At 72.0% G+C, this 15,506-nt stretch carries 9 protein-coding genes; 1 reads left to right on the forward strand and 8 read right to left on the reverse strand.

Translation table 11 applies throughout. From position 1 onward, the window contains the following. Positions 1-25: 25 nt before the first annotated feature. The 8 genes from CLV40_RS08560 to CLV40_RS08595 all read right to left on the reverse strand — a co-directional run bounded on the left by CLV40_RS08560 (position 26) and on the right by CLV40_RS08595 (position 14,963). Positions 26-3,790 carry a multifunctional oxoglutarate decarboxylase/oxoglutarate dehydrogenase thiamine pyrophosphate-binding subunit/dihydrolipoyllysine-residue succinyltransferase subunit gene (locus tag CLV40_RS08560; protein WP_245931167.1) on the reverse strand — a complete coding sequence of 1,255 codons (3,765 nt, stop codon included), beginning with the start codon at positions 3,788-3,790 and terminating at the stop codon, positions 26-28. Between the two features lie 592 nt (positions 3,791-4,382). Then, complete coding sequence (locus CLV40_RS08565; protein ID WP_104478342.1) at positions 4,383-8,204, reverse strand: ABC transporter ATP-binding protein; 3,822 nt, start codon at positions 8,202-8,204, stop codon at positions 4,383-4,385. A gap of 176 nt (positions 8,205-8,380) precedes the next feature. Continuing rightward, a complete protein-coding gene (locus tag CLV40_RS08570) occupies positions 8,381-9,295 on the reverse strand; it encodes an ABC-2 transporter permease (protein ID WP_146107967.1) in 915 nt (304 codons plus the stop codon). Next, complete coding sequence (locus tag CLV40_RS08575; protein ID WP_104478343.1) at positions 9,292-10,587, reverse strand: ABC transporter ATP-binding protein; 1,296 nt, start codon at positions 10,585-10,587, stop codon at positions 9,292-9,294. The genes CLV40_RS08570 and CLV40_RS08575 overlap by 4 nt, the downstream gene beginning before the upstream one ends. A gap of 129 nt (positions 10,588-10,716) precedes the next feature. Then, positions 10,717-11,157 carry a hypothetical protein gene (locus tag CLV40_RS08580; protein ID WP_245931168.1) on the reverse strand — a complete coding sequence of 147 codons (441 nt, stop codon included), beginning with the start codon at positions 11,155-11,157 and terminating at the stop codon, positions 10,717-10,719. Continuing rightward, positions 11,154-11,297, reverse strand: coding sequence for a hypothetical protein (locus CLV40_RS08585; protein ID WP_181043378.1), 144 nt, complete (start codon positions 11,295-11,297; stop codon positions 11,154-11,156). The genes CLV40_RS08580 and CLV40_RS08585 overlap by 4 nt, the downstream gene beginning before the upstream one ends. A gap of 873 nt (positions 11,298-12,170) precedes the next feature. Continuing rightward, on the reverse strand, positions 12,171-13,289 hold the full coding sequence (ald, locus tag CLV40_RS08590) for an alanine dehydrogenase (RefSeq protein ID WP_104478283.1): 1,119 nt from the start codon (positions 13,287-13,289) through the stop codon (positions 12,171-12,173). 132 nt (positions 13,290-13,421) lie between these two features. Beyond that, entirely contained in the window at positions 13,422-14,963 is a 1,542-nt protein-coding gene (locus tag CLV40_RS08595; RefSeq protein WP_104478345.1) for a PucR family transcriptional regulator, read from the reverse strand. A 255-nt stretch (positions 14,964-15,218) separates the two neighbouring features. Here CLV40_RS08595 and CLV40_RS38760 point away from each other — a divergent pair. Continuing rightward, on the forward strand, positions 15,219-15,506 hold a 288-nt coding region (locus CLV40_RS38760), incomplete at its 3' end, for a hypothetical protein (RefSeq protein ID WP_219823927.1).

A 15,506-nucleotide genomic window follows, 5' to 3' on the forward strand; every position in this document is an offset into this window, starting at 1 on the left:
AGCGGCCCCGGCCGTGCGTGCGTGGTTACTCGAAGGCCTTCTCGATCAGCGAGCGCTGCTCCAGCTCGTGCACCTTGCTCGACCCCGCGGACGGGGCCGACATCGGGCGGCGGGAGACGCGGGTGATCCGGGTCAGCCGGTCGGGGAACAGCTCCGGCAGCGCCAGGCCGTAGAACGGCCACGAGCCCTGGTTGGCCGGTTCCTCCTGCACCCAGCGGATGTCGGCGGCGTTCGGGTAGCGGTCGAAGATCGCGCCGATCTTCTTCTGCGGCACCGGGTACAGCTGCTCGATCCGCACGATCGCGGTATCGGTCTGGCCGCGCTTCTCCTTCTCGGCGGCGAGCTCGTAGTAGAGCTTGCCCGAGACGAACAGGATCCGGGTGACACCGGCGGGGTTCGGGCCGGTCGGGTCGTCGATGACCGACTGGAACCGGGTGTCGTCGATGAAGTCCTCGACCGGGCTGGTCGCGGCCTTGTTGCGCAGCATCGACTTCGGCGTGAACACCACCAGCGGCCGCTGCACGCCGTCGAGGGCGTGCCTGCGCAGCAGGTGGAAGTAGTTCGCCGGGGTCGAGGGCACCGACACCGTCATCGAACCCTCGGCGCACAGCTGCAGCCAGCGCTCGATGCGGCCCGAGGTGTGGTCCGGGCCCTGGCCCTCGTGCCCGTGCGGCAGCAGCACGACCACGTCGGACACCTGGCCCCACTTGGCCTCGCTGGAGGAGATGTACTCGTCGATCACCGACTGGGCGCCGTTGACGAAGTCGCCGAACTGCGCCTCCCACAGCACCAGCGCGTCCGGGTTGGCCACCGAGTAGCCGTACTCGAAGCCCAGCGCCGCGTACTCCGAGAGCGCCGAGTCGTAGACCATGAACTTGCCCTGGTCCTCGGACAGGTTCTGCAGCGGCAGGTACTCCCGGCCGGTCTTGCGGTCGATGACCGCCGCGTGCCGCTGGGTGAACGTGCCGCGCCGCGAGTCCTGGCCCGCCAGGCGGACCGAGCGGCCCTCCAGGGTCAGCGACCCGAACGCCAGCAGCTCGCCGTAGGCCCAGTCGATGCCGCCCTCGCGGACCATCTTCGCCCGCCGCTCCAGCACCGGCTTGACCCGCGGGTGCGCGGTGAAGCCCTCCGGCAGGTTGACGTGCGCGTCGGCGATGCGCTCCAGCACCGAACGGGGGACACCGGTGGACAGCTTCGTCGGGACCTGCTGCTCGCCCTCCACCGACGGGCTCGGCGAGATCGGGTGCTTCTCCAGCTCCCGCACCTCGTTGAACACGTGCTCGAGCTGGCTGGAGAAGTCCCGCAGCGCCTTCTCGGCCTCCTCGACGGAGATGTCGCCGCGGCCGATCAGCGCCTCGGTGTAGCCCTTCCGCACGCTGCGCTTGGTGTCGATGATGTCGTACATGCCCGGCTGGGTCATCGACGGGTCGTCGCCCTCGTTGTGCCCGCGGCGGCGGTAGCAGACCAGGTCGATCACGACGTCCTTGTTGAAGGACTGCCGGTAGTCCATGGCCAGCCGCGCCACCCAGTAGCAGGCCTCCGGGTCGTCGCCGTTCACGTGGAACACCGGCGCCTGGATCATCTTCGCCACGTCCGTCGCGTACTGCGACGACCGCGAGTGCTCCGGCGCGGTGGTGAACCCGACCTGGTTGTTGATGACCACGTGCACGGTGCCGCCGGTGCGGTAGCCGCGCAGCAGCGCCAGGTTCAGCGTCTCGGCGACCACGCCCTGACCGGCGAACGCGGCGTCGCCGTGCAGCGCGACCGGCAGCACCGAGAAGCCGATGCCGCTGGCGTCGCCCTTGTTGAGCAGGTCCTGCTTGGCCCGGACGATGCCCTCCAGCACCGGGTCCACGGTCTCCAGGTGCGACGGGTTCGCGGTCAGCGAGACCTTGGTCTCGCCGTCGCCGAACATCCGGAAGTACTTGCCCTCGGCGCCGAGGTGGTACTTCACGTCACCGGAGCCGTGCGCCTGGCCCGGGTCCAGGTTGCCCTCGAACTCCTGGAAGATCTGCGAGATCGGCTTGCCGACGATGTTGGCCAGCACGTTGAGCCGACCGCGGTGCGGCATGCCGATGACGACCTCGTCGAGCTCGTACTCGGCGGCCTTGTCCAGCAGCGTGTCCAGCAGCGGGATGACCGACTCGCCGCCCTCCAGCGAGAACCGCTTCTGCCCGACGTACTTGGTCTGCAGGAAGGTCTCGAACGCCTCGGCGGCGTTGAGCTTGGAGAGCACGTACTTCTGCACCGCCGCCGGGGGCTTCTCGTGCGCGACCTCCACCCGCTCCTGGATCCAGCGGCGCTCGGCCGGGTCGAGGATGTAGGTGTACTCGACGCCGACCGTGCGGCAGTAGGAGTCGCGCAGCACGCCGAGCACGTCGCGCAGCTTCATCCGCTCCTTGCCCGCGAACCCGCCGGTCGGGAACTCGCGGTCGAGGTCCCACAGCGTCAGGCCGTGCGAGAGGACGTCGAGGTCCTCGTGCTTGCGCTGGCGGTAGTTGAGCGGGTCGGTGTCGGCCATCAGGTGGCCGCGGGTGCGGTAGGCGTCGATCAGGCCGATGACCCGCGCGGTCTTGTCGACCGGGCCCTCGGCGAAGTCCTCCATCCAGCGGATCGGCTCGTAGGGGATCCGCAGGGAGGTGAAGATGTCGTCGTAGAAGCCGTCCTCGCCCAGCAGCAGGCGGTGGATCTCGCGCAGGAACTCGCCGGACTCGGCGCCCTGGATGATCCGGTGGTCGTAGGTGGACGTCAGCGTGATGATCTTGCTGATGCCCATCTCGATCAGCGTCTTCTCGCTGGCCCCCTGGAACGGCGCGGGGAACTCCATCGCGCCGACGCCCAGGATGGTGCCCTGGCCGATGGACAGCCGCGGCACCGAGTGGTTGGTGCCGATGCCGCCCGGGTTGGTCAGCGAGATCGTGGTGCCCGCGAAGTCGTCGGTGGTCAGCGCGCCACCCCTGGCCTTGCGGATCAGGTCCTCGTAGGCCTGCCAGAACTGCTGGAAGGACATGCCCTCGCAGCCCTTGATGGAGGCCACCACCAGGTTGCGGCTGCCGTCCTTGCCGGGCAGGTCGATGGCCAGGCCCAGGTTCACGTGCTCGGGGGTGACCGCGAACGCCTTGCTGTCGGCCTCGGCGTAGTGCCGGTTCATGTTCGGGTACGCCTCGAGCGCCCGAACCATCGCGTAGCCGATCAGGTGGGTGAAGGAGACCTTGCCGCCGCGGGTCCGCTTCAGGTGGTTGTTGATCACGATGCGGTTGTCCGCGAGCAGCTTCGCGGGCACCGACCGCACGCTGGTCGCCGTCGGCAGCGACAGCGACGCGTTCATGTTCTTCGCGATCGCCGCCGCCGCGCCGCGCAGCGGCTTGCGCTCCTCGCCACCGGCCTTCGCCGGGGTCGCGGGCTTGGCGGGCGCCTTGTTGTTGGCGGGGGCCACCGGCTCGGCGGACTTCGCGGGTGCGGCCGAGGCCGTCGCGGGGGCGGTGACCGCCGGGGCCGTCGTCGCCTTCACCGCGGCGGGCTTGCCGTTGCCGCTGCCCGCGGCCGCGCCACCGGTCGAGGTGCCGCCCGCGGACTGGGCGGTCTTGCTCGTGGTCTGGCTGGGCTTGCTCGTGGCGGACTGGGCGCTCGCCGTGGCCGTGCCGCCCTTGGCCCCCGCCTTGTCACCGGCGGCGGTCTTCGCCTGCGCCGCTCCCTGGGTGGCGGCCCGTGGTGTGGGCTTGTAGTCCGCGAAGAAGTCGTGCCACGCGGGGTCTACCGACGACGGGTCGGCGAGGAACTGCTCGTACATCTCCTCGACGAGCCACTCGTTTGCACCGAACTGGGACGCAGGACTGCTGGACACGGCCGACTCTCGCCTCTATCCATCTCGATCTCGTGGTGAACACACTCAACGTCAGGCTAGTCCCCCGGTCAGGACGTTGGTTACTCAACCAACCGGCCGTGTTCGAGGTCATGTGTGCCGCTGGTTACTGTACCGATCGAGGAACCGATCATGTGCGCTAAGCGCGCGCCCCGCAGCCTCGCGGAACCCGCTCGTACGCCCCGGGTTCCGCGGGAATTCACCCACCTCGGTGATCGCCGAACGGTCGCCCAAAGGTCGCCGCCCGAACGCCCAACCGCGAGGAACGGCCGCCGAGCGGCACCCGCCTCGCCCGTCGAGACACCCGCCCCGCCGAGCGGTCCCGCCCGAACCCCCGCGCACGGGTTTCCCACGGCCCCAACACCCTTCCGCTCGACGCCGTCACCATCGACGGTCCGTACCGGCATTTACGCATTGTGCGCAAGACACCGACCGTGAGCACTTCCGGACCCGCGCTCACCGGTGCGCGATTTGTTGGTTACCCATCGGGAGAAAGGGCATGCGGATCTCTCGACGGCTTTCATAACTCGCCCGGCGAAACCCCGGCCCTGGGCGCTTGGTCGACGGTCTCACCGGCGAGGTCCCGCGGCGCCGGGTCCATGGTTCCCAACTCCCACAGGCGCGCGTAGCGACCCCGGGCCGCCAACAGCTCGTCGTGGGTGCCCTGTTCCACGACGCGCCCCTGGTCGAGCACCAGGATCCGGTCCGCCCGGGCGGCCGTGGCCAGCCGGTGGGCCACGACGAACGTGGTGCGCGCGCCCGCCAGGTGCGCGCTGGCGCGCAGCACCGCGGACTCCGTCGCCGGGTCCAGCGCCGCCGTGGCCTCGTCCAGCAGCAGGATGTCCGGGGCCACCAGCTCCGCCCGCGCCAACGCCACCAACTGCCGCTGCCCGGCGGACAGCCCCTGCCCGCGCTCGCCCACCGGGTGCCGGAACCCGTGCGCCAGCGTCGCGACCATCGGCAGCGCCCCCACGGCCCGCACCGCCGACTCCACCTCGGCGGGTGTCGCCCCCGGCGCGCCGTAGGCGACGTTGCGGGCCAGGTCGCCGGTGAACAGGTGCGCCTCCTGCGGCACCACGCCCAACCGGCCCCGGTAGCCCGTCGGGTCGTACTCGCGCAGGTCGACGCCGTCGACGAGGACCGCACCCGAGGTGGGGTCGTAGAAGCGGGCGATCAGCTTCACCACCGTGGACTTGCCCGCCCCCGTCGCCCCGACCAGGGCCACCGTCTCGCCCGCGCGGACCCGCACCGAGAGCCCGGACACGGCGGGCTCCGTCGAGCCCGCGTACGTGAACCCGACGTCCCGCAGCTCCACCTCGCCCCGCAGGTGCGCGGGCACCGCCACCGGCGCCCCCGGCGGCGGCACCGACGTCGGCGTGCGCAGCAGCTCGGAGATCCGCAGCAGACCGACCCTGGCTTGCTGGTAGCCGTCGAACACCCCGGACAGCTGCTGCACCGGTGCGAAGAACAGCCCCAGGTACAACAGGAACGCCAGCAGCACGCCCGGGCTCAGGTCGCCATCGGCCACCCGGTTCGCGCCCACCACCAGCACCGCCGCCTGGCCCAGACCCGACAGCATCGACACGAACGGGAAGTACGTGGCGATGTAGCGCTGCGCCCGCAGCCGGGTGCGCCGGTAGGAGTCGCTGCGCTCGGCGAAGCGCCGCGCCGAGACGTCCTCCCGCGTGTACGCCTGCGCCACCCGCAGCCCGGACACGTTCTCCTGCATGTCCGCGTTGACCGCGCTCACCTGCTCGCGGGCCTCCGCGTAGGCCACCGACGACAGCCGCTGGAAGATCACCGTCGCGACCAGCAGCACCGGCAGCACGGCCAGCGCCACCAGCCCCAGCGACAGGTCGGTGGCCAGCAGCGCGACCGTGACCGCCAGCACCGTCAGCACGCTGGCGATCGCCGTGGTGAGCCCGGTTTGCAGGAACGTGGACAGCGCGTCCACGTCCGTGGTCATCCTGGTCATGATCCGACCGGCCATCTCGCGCTCGTAGTAGTCGAGCCCGAGCCGCTGCAGGTGGGCGTAGCTGCGGACGCGCAGCAGGTACAGCAGCCGCTCACCCACCCGCGCCGTCAGCACGGTGGTCGCCGCCGTGTTCAGCCACATCACCACGACCAGCACGGCCGCCACCACCGTCGCGGTGACCAGCGCGGCCCCCGACCCGGTCAGCACCCCGGAGTCCACCCCGTGCCGGAACAGCGCGGGCAGCGCCACCGAGGTCACCGAGTCGAGCACCACCAACCCCAGCACGAGGGCCAGCGCCCACCGCGCGGGCCGCAGCAGCCCCCGCAGCCGGAACCCCGGGTCCGGCGCCGTCGGGTCCTCGCCGTGCAGGTCCGGCACCTCCCGCGCGGGCGGCAGCGCCCGCACCCGCGCCAGCAGGTCCTCGGTCGGCGGGAGGCCGCCCAGCGCGTCGCTCGTGCCACCGCCCATCCGCCCGCCGCCACCGGCACCCGTCATCCGGCCGCCGATCGAGCCCGCCACCCGCGCCGTGGCCGCCGTCGGCTCCGGCTCCACCTCGGCGGGCCACAGCGCGGCGGTCACCCCGTCCGGCCCCGGCACCAGCTCGGCGGCCGAGCGGGCGCCCGGTTCCTCGATCGCCTCGCCCGGCCCCGACAGCAGCGACCGGAACAGCGCGCACCGCGCGTTCAGCTCCGCGTGCGTGCCCACGTCCACGACCCGGCCGCCGTCGAGCACCGCGATCCGGTCGGCCAGGGCCAGGGTGGACCGGCGGTGCGCGATCAGCAGCGTGGTGCGCTCGGCGGTGACCGCGCGCAGCGTCTCGTGGATGGCCGACTCCGTGGCCGTGTCCACCGCCGAGGTCGCGTCGTCGAGCACCAGCACCCGGGGGTCCGACAGCAGCGCCCTGGCCAGCGCCACCCGCTGCCGCTGCCCGCCGGACAGCGTCAACCCGCGCTCACCGACCACCGCGCCGTAGCCGCCGGGCAGGGCCGCGATGAACTCGTGCGCCTGCGCCGCCCGCGCCGCCGCCTCCACCTCGGCGTCGGTCGCCCCCGGACGGCCGTAGGCGATGTTCGCCCGGACGCTGTCGGAGAACAGGAACGCCTCCTCGAACACCACCCCGACCGCGCCGCGCAGCGACGCCATCCGCAGGTCGCGCACGTCGACACCGCCGACCCGGACCACGCCGGACTGCACGTCGTAGAAGCGCGGCAGCAGCAGCGACACCGTCGACTTGCCCGACCCGGCCGTGCCCACCAGCGCCAGCGTCTCGCCCGGCGACACCCGCAGGCTCACCCCGTCCAGCACCGGCTCGCTGCGCGTGTACCCGAACCGGATGTCGTCGAACTCCACCGACACCGGCCCGGCGGGCACGTCCACCGCGTCCGGCTTGTCGGTGACGTCGGGTTGTGAGTCGACCAGCTCGTACACCCGCTCCACCCCGGCCCGCGCCAGCTGGGCGTTGACCAGCAACCCGGCCAGCAGCCGGGTCGGCCCGACCAGGTTCGCCACGTACCCGGCGAAGGCCAGGAACGTGCCCAGCGTGACCTGGCCGTTGAGCGCCAGGTAGCCGCCTAGGGCCAGCACCCCCACCTGACCGGCGGCGGGCATGGCCACCAGCGTCGCCGCCGGTCGTGAGGTGAGCGCCGCGGCGCGCATCCGCTCGGCGAAGAGCTTGCGCGCCGCCCGCTCCAGCCGGGTGATCTCCCGCGCCTCCTGGCCGAACCCCTTGACCACGCGCACGCCCGTGACCGTCTCCTCGACCCGCTGCGCCACGTCCGCCGCGCTCTGCTGCGCCGCCCACGTCGCCGGGAAGAGCCGGTTCCGGCTGCGACTGGCCACCACCGCCACCACGGGCGTCACCACCAGCGCCACCACCGTCAGCAGCGGCGAGAGCCACAGCATCGCCGCCAGCGCCATGAGCGCGAACACGACCGTGCCCACCGACAGCGGCACCATCATCAGCAGGCCCTGCACCAGTTGCAGGTCGGTGATCGACCGGGACACCACCTGCCCGGTGCGCAGCGCGTCCTGCTTGCCGCCGTCGAGCCGCTGCACCGCGCCGAACACCGCTTGGCGCAGGTCGTGCTGCACGTCCAGGGCCAGCCTGCCGCCCAGGTACCGGCGCAGGAACGCGCTGCCGAAGGTCAGCACCTCCAGCCCGGCCAGCGCCACCACCAGCCAGCCCAGCCGGTCGGTGCGGCCCGCGACCGCGTCGTCCACCACGAACTTGACCAGCAGCGGGCCCGCCGCCTGGAAGCCGACGCCGACGACCGAGGCGACCAGCGAGAGCAGCACCAACGAGCGGTGCCGCCAGCACGCGGCGCCGAGTCGGCGGATCCAGCCGGGAGAGCCGGGAGAGGAAGTCACGTGGTTCAGGTTAAGCACGGGGTGGTGGGCGCGGGCAAATCATCCGCGCCCTGTGGACAACTCGGGCCTATGTGGATGGATTCGCCCGAAAACGCCTGTTCCGCCCGCGAACGGGCCGCGCCCGGTCCGGAAACGGGTCCGGACCGGGCGCGGTCCACTCTGGTCGCGCGCCGCGATCAGGTGATGTCGCGGTTGCGGTTGCGCAGCACGCCCGTGCCGAAGAACAGCAGCGTCCAGCCCGCGAACACCAGCGCGCTGAGCCCGAGCGACAGCGCGCCCGGCGTGCCCGCGGCCCACCGGATCGCCTCCTCGATCTCGTCCAGCCTGGTCGAGCCGATGCTCGGCAGGCTGCCGCCCGCGTTCAGCACCGCGGACTTCACCTGCGAGACGAGCGCGGAGGCGGCGGTGGCGCCGGTGAACCCGCTCGCCGAGCCGTTGGGCAGCAGGCCGGGCAGGTGCGAGCCGTCGGTCTGCGCGAACAGGATCAGCTCGCCGACCGGGCCGACGACCAGCGCGTAGACCAGCAGCACCACGAGCGCGCCGACCGACGAGCCGATCAGCGCGCCGACCCCGAGGCCGAGCAGCGTCCACAGCACGGTCGCGCCGATGCCCGCCAGCGCGATGAGCGCCAGCTGGCCGAACTCCGGCATGAACCGGGGGTCCGAGCTGATCGCCGCGCCCAGGCACGACGACGCCACGATCGCCACGCCGAAGACCGCGCCCCACACCGCGTAGGCGATCGCCTTGGCGGAGAGCACCGCGCCGCGCGAGGAGCCGGTCAGGAACGAGGTGGTGATGGTGCGGTGGTTGAGCTCGGCGGAGATGGCCAGCGCGCCGAAGATCATCGGGAAGATCGTGGTCAGGTTGATGCTGCGGGTGACCGCGATGGCCGACCAGGAGACCTGCTCCATCTGCACCTGCAGGCCGAGGAACGCGCGCTCGCCGGTCAGGGCGTCGAACGTGTCGCTGGTGAACGCGGCCCAGCCGAGCGCGGTGAGCGTGGCGAGCGCGACGGTGGGGATCAGCAGCGCCCACCACAGCCGGGTGCTGGTGATCTTGCGGAACTCGGCCTTGATGAGGGAGCCCATCACGCGTTGCCTCCCTGTCCGGTCGTGTCGGTGCCGGTGCTCGGCGGCGGGGTCACCGGGGGCAGCTCCGCGACCTGGGGCGGTGGCGGTGGCGCGGTGTCCGGTTGGGACGGAACGGGCGGCTGGTAGGGCGTTTCCGGCTGGTACGGCGAGGCTTGCTGGTACGGCTGAGCCTGCTGGTACGGCTGCTGGTAGCCCTGGGGCGCCTGGTAGGGCTGGTGTTGGTACGGGTGCTGGTAGGGCTGCTGCTGGTAACCGGCGGGCGGGTACTGGCCGGGAACCTGGTAGCCGGGCGCGGGTTGCTGGTACGGCGTGACCGGCTGCGCGTAGCCCTGCGGCTGGCCGTAACCGGGAACCGCGTAGCCGCCGGGCTGCCCGTACGCCTGGCCCGACCACTGTCCACTCGTGAGCTGGAGGAACAGCTGCTCCAGATCGGCCGTCTCCTCCTGCACCCCGTACAGCGACACACCGGCCTTGGTGGCGATGTCGCCGACCTGCTGCACGGTCGCGTCCACCACCGCCAGCCTGCCCTCGGGCAGCGCCGTCACGTCGTGGATGCCCGCCTCCGTCAGCGCGGTGGTCAACGCGGCGGGGTCGGACGGCTGCACGAGCACCCGCGACTTCCGCGACCGGCGCAGGTCCTCCAGACCGCCGTTGTAGACGGTCTGGCCGCGGCTGACGATCACCAACCGGTCGATGGTCTGCTCGACCTCGGCCAGGATGTGGCTGGAGATCAGCACCGTGCGCCCGGACGCGGCGTACGCCTTGAGGAACGTGCGCAGCCACGCGATGCCCTCGGGGTCCAGGCCGTTCGCGGGCTCGTCGAGCACCAGCACCTGCGGGTCGCCCAGCAGTGCCGTGGCCAGCGCCAGCCGCTGCTTCATGCCCAGCGAGAACTGGCCCGCCGAGCGGTGCTCCGCCGCGCTCAGGCCGACGAGCTGCAGCACCTGGTAGGCGCGCTCGTCGGGCAGGCCCATCGCCGCCGCGTACACCTTGAGGTGGTTGATCGCGGTCCGCCGCGGGTGGAAGCCCTGGGCCTCCAGCACGGCGCCGACGACCCGCGCGGGGTTGCCCAGCCGCTCGAAGGGCTGGCCGTTGATCGTGGCCGTGCCCGCTGTCGGCCGCACCAAGCCGAGCAACATGCGCAGCGTGGTGGTCTTCCCCGCCCCGTTGGGCCCGAGGAAGCCGGTGACCGAGCCCGGCTCCACCTGGAAACTCAGGTTCTGCACCGCGGCGACCGGACCGAAGGTCTTGGTCAGGTTGCGCACCTCGATGCGACCGCTACCGTCCTGCACACGCTCCTCCAGCTCCGCGGGCCGTGTCGTGGCGGCCATCTTGCACTATCCAGGCCACGGCTTGTGAGAGATGGTCACGCGCGAGACAACACGATCGTCTTAACGGGGCACGTCAAACCGGGGATGCGCTTACCCAGCGTCAGGAATTCCCGGGTTCGACTCACCCGTTGGAGGGCCGACGATCACCGGCAACTCCGCGGTGATCTCGGCGGGCTGCTCCCGCGGCACCAACCGGGCCTGCCGGGAGAACGGATTGCGCAGCGGGCGCTTCCGCTCGCGGTGCGGCACACCCTCACCGATCAGGTGCTCGTGCGCCATCCGCCACACCTGGCACGGCCACCGGCGCCTGCGCCGCCCACCGAACCCGACCGGACACGCCTGGCAACGGCCGTCCTCATCGGGCTGGTGCACCGTGAGCAGCAACCGCCACCCGTCGGCCAACCGGCTGATCTCCGTACGGGCCAGGGGCAACAGCGTGGACGGATCGGCCGAACCGGCGGCCTCGTCGAGCGACGCCAACCGGCGCAACACCGCCGACCGCAGCGGGTCCTCCCCGCCCAGCGCGCTCACCCGGCCTCGACGTCGTGCGCCCGCCCCGCCGCCTGGTCCAACACCAACCCCAACGACCGGGTCTGCTGCGCCGACAGCACCGCCGACGCCCCCGGAGGCGGCACCAACACCACCCGCCCGCCCTCGACCAACACCGTCAACGCGCGATCCCTGCCGAACGGGTCGTGGCAACCGACACACCACCGAGGCTCAGTCACCGAACCAACATCGGCCCACCGTGCGCCACACCCAAGCCAAAGTCCCAGGATTCACCCCATTGCCAGGTTTCTCACCCATTGGGGGTGCGGAGTGGTGGAGAAGTAATCACCAACAAAACCCACCCCGATGCAGCGCGCTCGATCGAATAGGCATAAGCTTGCCCTGGCGGCCCGCTCCCAGTGACCCCCAGGCTGGTTGAGCGGGCTGCCCCTACCTAGGCCTACCTAGCTCGCGGAGAGCGCTCGCGGGGGTAGGGGCGGTTGAACTGGGGGCCGAGCCCCCAGACCCCCACGGTGCGAGCGGTGGCTGAACCAGCGTGGTGCGGAAAAGGTGTAGCCAGCGGAGCTGGCGGAACCAGCGGAACCGATGGAACCAGCGAAGCTGGTGGATGCGGTGTAGTGGGTAGCCGACGGGGACTGGTGGAGCCAGCGGAGCTGGTGGAACCGGTGCAGCGGAGCTGGTGGAGCTTGTGGAACTGGCGAAGCGGGTGGGTTGGTGGGACTGGTGGGTCTGTGTAGTGGGCGGGGCCGGCCTGGTTGTGGTTGGGCTGGTGGAACCAGCGTGGTGCTGGTGAGCATCACTGGGTGTTGGTGGGCCGCAGCGGCTCTCAAAGTCTTATATGACAACGCGCTCGGCCCTGGGTGGGGCGAGCGCGTTGGGTGGTTGTGGTTGTGGTTGTGGTGGGGGCGGCGTACCGGCTCCTTGGTCCCTGCAGTGCAAGGAGCCGGCACGCCTCGCGGGCCTGCGAGGTGGGGTGGGATGGCACCCCGGCCTCGCGTGGGCCGGTGGCCCTGTGGCCTGTGGTCTTTGGCCGGTTAGCCGGCCAGGATGGTTTCCAGGGGGGTGCTGGGGAGGCTGTGGGCCTCGGCGACGGAGGCGTTGGTGAGGTGGCCCTGGTGGGTGTTGAGGCCCAGGGCGAGCGCCTTGTCGTTGGTCAGGGCGGTGTGCCAGCCCTGGGCGGCGAGGGCCACGGTGTAGGGGAGCGTCACGTTGGTGAGCGCGTAGGTCGAGGTCCGGGGCACGGCGCCCGGCATGTTGGCCACGCAGTAGAAGATCGAGTCGTGCACCGGGTAGGTGGGCTCGGCGTGCGTGGTCGGGCGCGAGTCCTCGAAGCAGCCGCCCTGGTCGATGGCGATGTCCACCAGCACCGAACCCGGCTTCATCTCCGCCACCAGCGCGTTGCTGATCAGCTTCGGGGCCTTCGCGCCCGGCACCAGCACGGCGCCGATCACCAGGTCGGCGGCCTTGGCGGCCTCCTCGACGGCGAGCCGGTTCGAGGTGATGGTGCGGACCCGGCCGCCGAACTGCGCGTCGATCTGGCGCAGGCGGTCCACATTGGTGTCCAGCACGACGACGTCGGCGCCCATGCCCAGGGCGATGGTCGCGGAGTTGATGCCCGCTACACCGCCGCCGATCACCACGACCCGCGCCGGGGCGACCCCGGGCACGCCGCCGGGCAGCACGCCGCGGCCACCGGAGGGCTTCATCAGGGCGAACGCGCCGACCTGCGGGGCGAGCCTGCCCGCGACCTCCGACATCGGCGCCAGCAGCGGCAGCGCGCCGTTGGCGGTCTGCACGGTCTCGTAGGCGATCGCGGTGGTGCCCGAGGCCAGCAGCGCCTTGGTCAGCGGCTCGTCGGCGGCCAGGTGCAGGTAGGTGAACAGGGTCTGGCCCGCGCGCAGCCGCGGGTACTCGACCGCGATGGGCTCCTTGACCTTGAGCACCAGGTCGCCCTCGGCCCACACCTCGTCGGCGGTGGCCAGCACCTTGGCGCCCGCCGCCAGGTACTCGTCGTCGGTGATGGCCGAGCCGAGGCCCGCGCCCGCCTCGACGAACACGTCGTGCCCGCGGGAGGTGAGCTCGTGCGCACCAGCCGGGGTCAGGGCCACCCGGTACTCGTGGTTCTTGATCTCACGGGGAACGGCGATCTGCACCGGGGCGGTCCTCTCGGGTACTGGCTGCGTGGGCCATCTGGGGTGTCCTGTACCACGGTCGTGCAGCACTTGAGGGCTGTCATCGTTCTGTGAGACCGAGAGTAATCGTGCCTGGTTGTGCTCGCAGCACAGTCAGCCCCAGCGCAATGCCACCAACTGGGTAAGCAGTGCCAACCGAGTGTCAGGATCGCCCAGATCGACCTCCAGCGCCGCGGTGACCCGGGACATCCGGTACCGCAGCGTGTTGGGGTGGATGCTCAGGGCCGCCGCGGCGGCCCGCGGGTCACCCGGGTGGCGCAGCCACTCGTACAGGGTGTCGAGGTACCAGGACGCGTCGCCGCGGGCGCGGAGGTGGGTGAGCGGGCCGACGTGCGCGACGCCCGCGCCGGTGGAGGCGACGGCGGTGCGGTGCAGCACGAGCACGGTCCACACCTCGTCGTGCACCGCGAGCGGCCCCGGGACCAGCCCGGCGCGCAGCAGGCTCAGCGCCTCGTCGGCCTCGGCCCGCGACCGGGCCAGCTCGCCGACGCGCACGGGGGTGCCCGCGGCGACCAGCGGGCCCGCCAGCTCGGTCAGCGCGGTGCGCAGCTCGGGCCAGCCGCCGGGGCCGGGCGTGTCGGGCACGATCGCGTAGAGGAGGCCGTGCAGGTCGGCGACGGCCGGGCGGCGGCCGACCCCGGCGCTGAGCCGTTCCAGCAGCGCCAGCCGCACGCCCTCGGCCAGCTTCTCGGCGGCCTGGGTGTCGATGGCGACGACGCGGTGGTGGTCGTCGGAGAGGTCCAGTTCGGCGGCGCCCAGCCGGGCGCTGCCGGTGCCGTCGAGCACCGAGCGCACCAGCTCGGCGGACCGCCTGCGGTCGGAGTCCTCGCGCGCCCGGCGGCGCAGCAGGTGCAGCGCGACCACGGGGGCCGCGTCGGCGAACGCGGCGGCCCGCTCGTCGGAGACCGGACCGGCGACGACGGCCCACATGGAACCGAGGAGTTCGCCGCCCATCCGCACGGGGACGATCAGGCGGGGCAGCGTGCCGTCCTTCTGCGCGGGCACGAAGATCGCGGTGCGGCCCCGGCTCAGCTCGCGGAAGACGCCGCGCGAGCGGAACCGCGCGAGCACGTCGTCGGGCACCCGGCGGCCCATGATGGTCGAGACCCGCGCCGGGTCGGTGCGGTCCTGGCGCGCGGAGTAGGCGAGCACCCGAGAGTTGGCGTCCTCGATCGTGACGGGCGCGTCGACGACGGCGGCCGCGGCGTCGGCCAACCGGAAGAGGTCGCCGAACGGCCCGGCCCCCGAGTTGAGCTCGTTGGCCGCCTCGTCCGCGGCCGCGTCGAGGACCGAGCGCAGCAACCACACCAACTGCGCCCAAGCCGTCGCCCCCCGCACCTCGACGAGCCCGGTCCCCACCCGCCCGGCCACCGCCTTCACCGCGTGCCGCCCCGCGTGCGGCGGCTTGAGGAGCACGGCGGCGGCCCCCTGCTCCCCGCACTGCCGGACGAGCTCGACGGCCTCGGCGGTGGACTGCACGGCGATACCGAGGACGAGATCCCCGGACGACACCGGCGTCCGCTTGCCGGACTCGGCGATGACCACGTCCCCGACCAGCGGCGCCCGCTCGTCGGCGTGGACCGTGCGTAACAGCGTGGGCCCCATCCGATCCACCACGCCCTGCACGGTGATCACGCCGCCCACCCCCTCCACACCACCGCTTGACCGGCCGCCCCACCCGGCCCCACCGCCACGGTAGCGCCCAACCGTCCCAACTGGACCCCCACCACCCGCGGCAGGTGATCCCGGGGGGTATGCCTCCGGCCCCCGGTATCCATTCTAGTTGGCGGCACAGACGATACCGGTTGGTAGCGATCAAGCCTGTGAGGGTTATTCAGCGGCGTAGAAGTGGAGGCCGATGACCGCGGAGATTGTGTTGATGGGGCGCCGGTGGTCGGTGTGGGGAACGCGCCGGGTTTCGTGTTGGGCGACGGCGCGTTCGACCACGACACGGGTGCAGTCGTGGTGTCGGTTGAACTCCCGTTCCCGGTCGGGTCGCTCCCGGTCTCCGGGTCTTCTGATAGGGGTCAGGACTCCGCCGCCGACGCAGCCCTCGTCGCCGAGCCAGGCGCCGGCATCCCGTCCCTCGAGAACGTGCGAGACCTCCAGGCCGACGATGTCGTTCCGAGGTCACGGCACCGGATCCGACACCCACCTCACACACCCGCCCAGCAACAG

The organism is Actinokineospora auranticolor (genome assembly GCF_002934265.1).
In the GTDB taxonomy this organism is placed as follows: Bacteria; Actinomycetota; Actinomycetes; order Mycobacteriales; family Pseudonocardiaceae; genus Actinokineospora; species Actinokineospora auranticolor.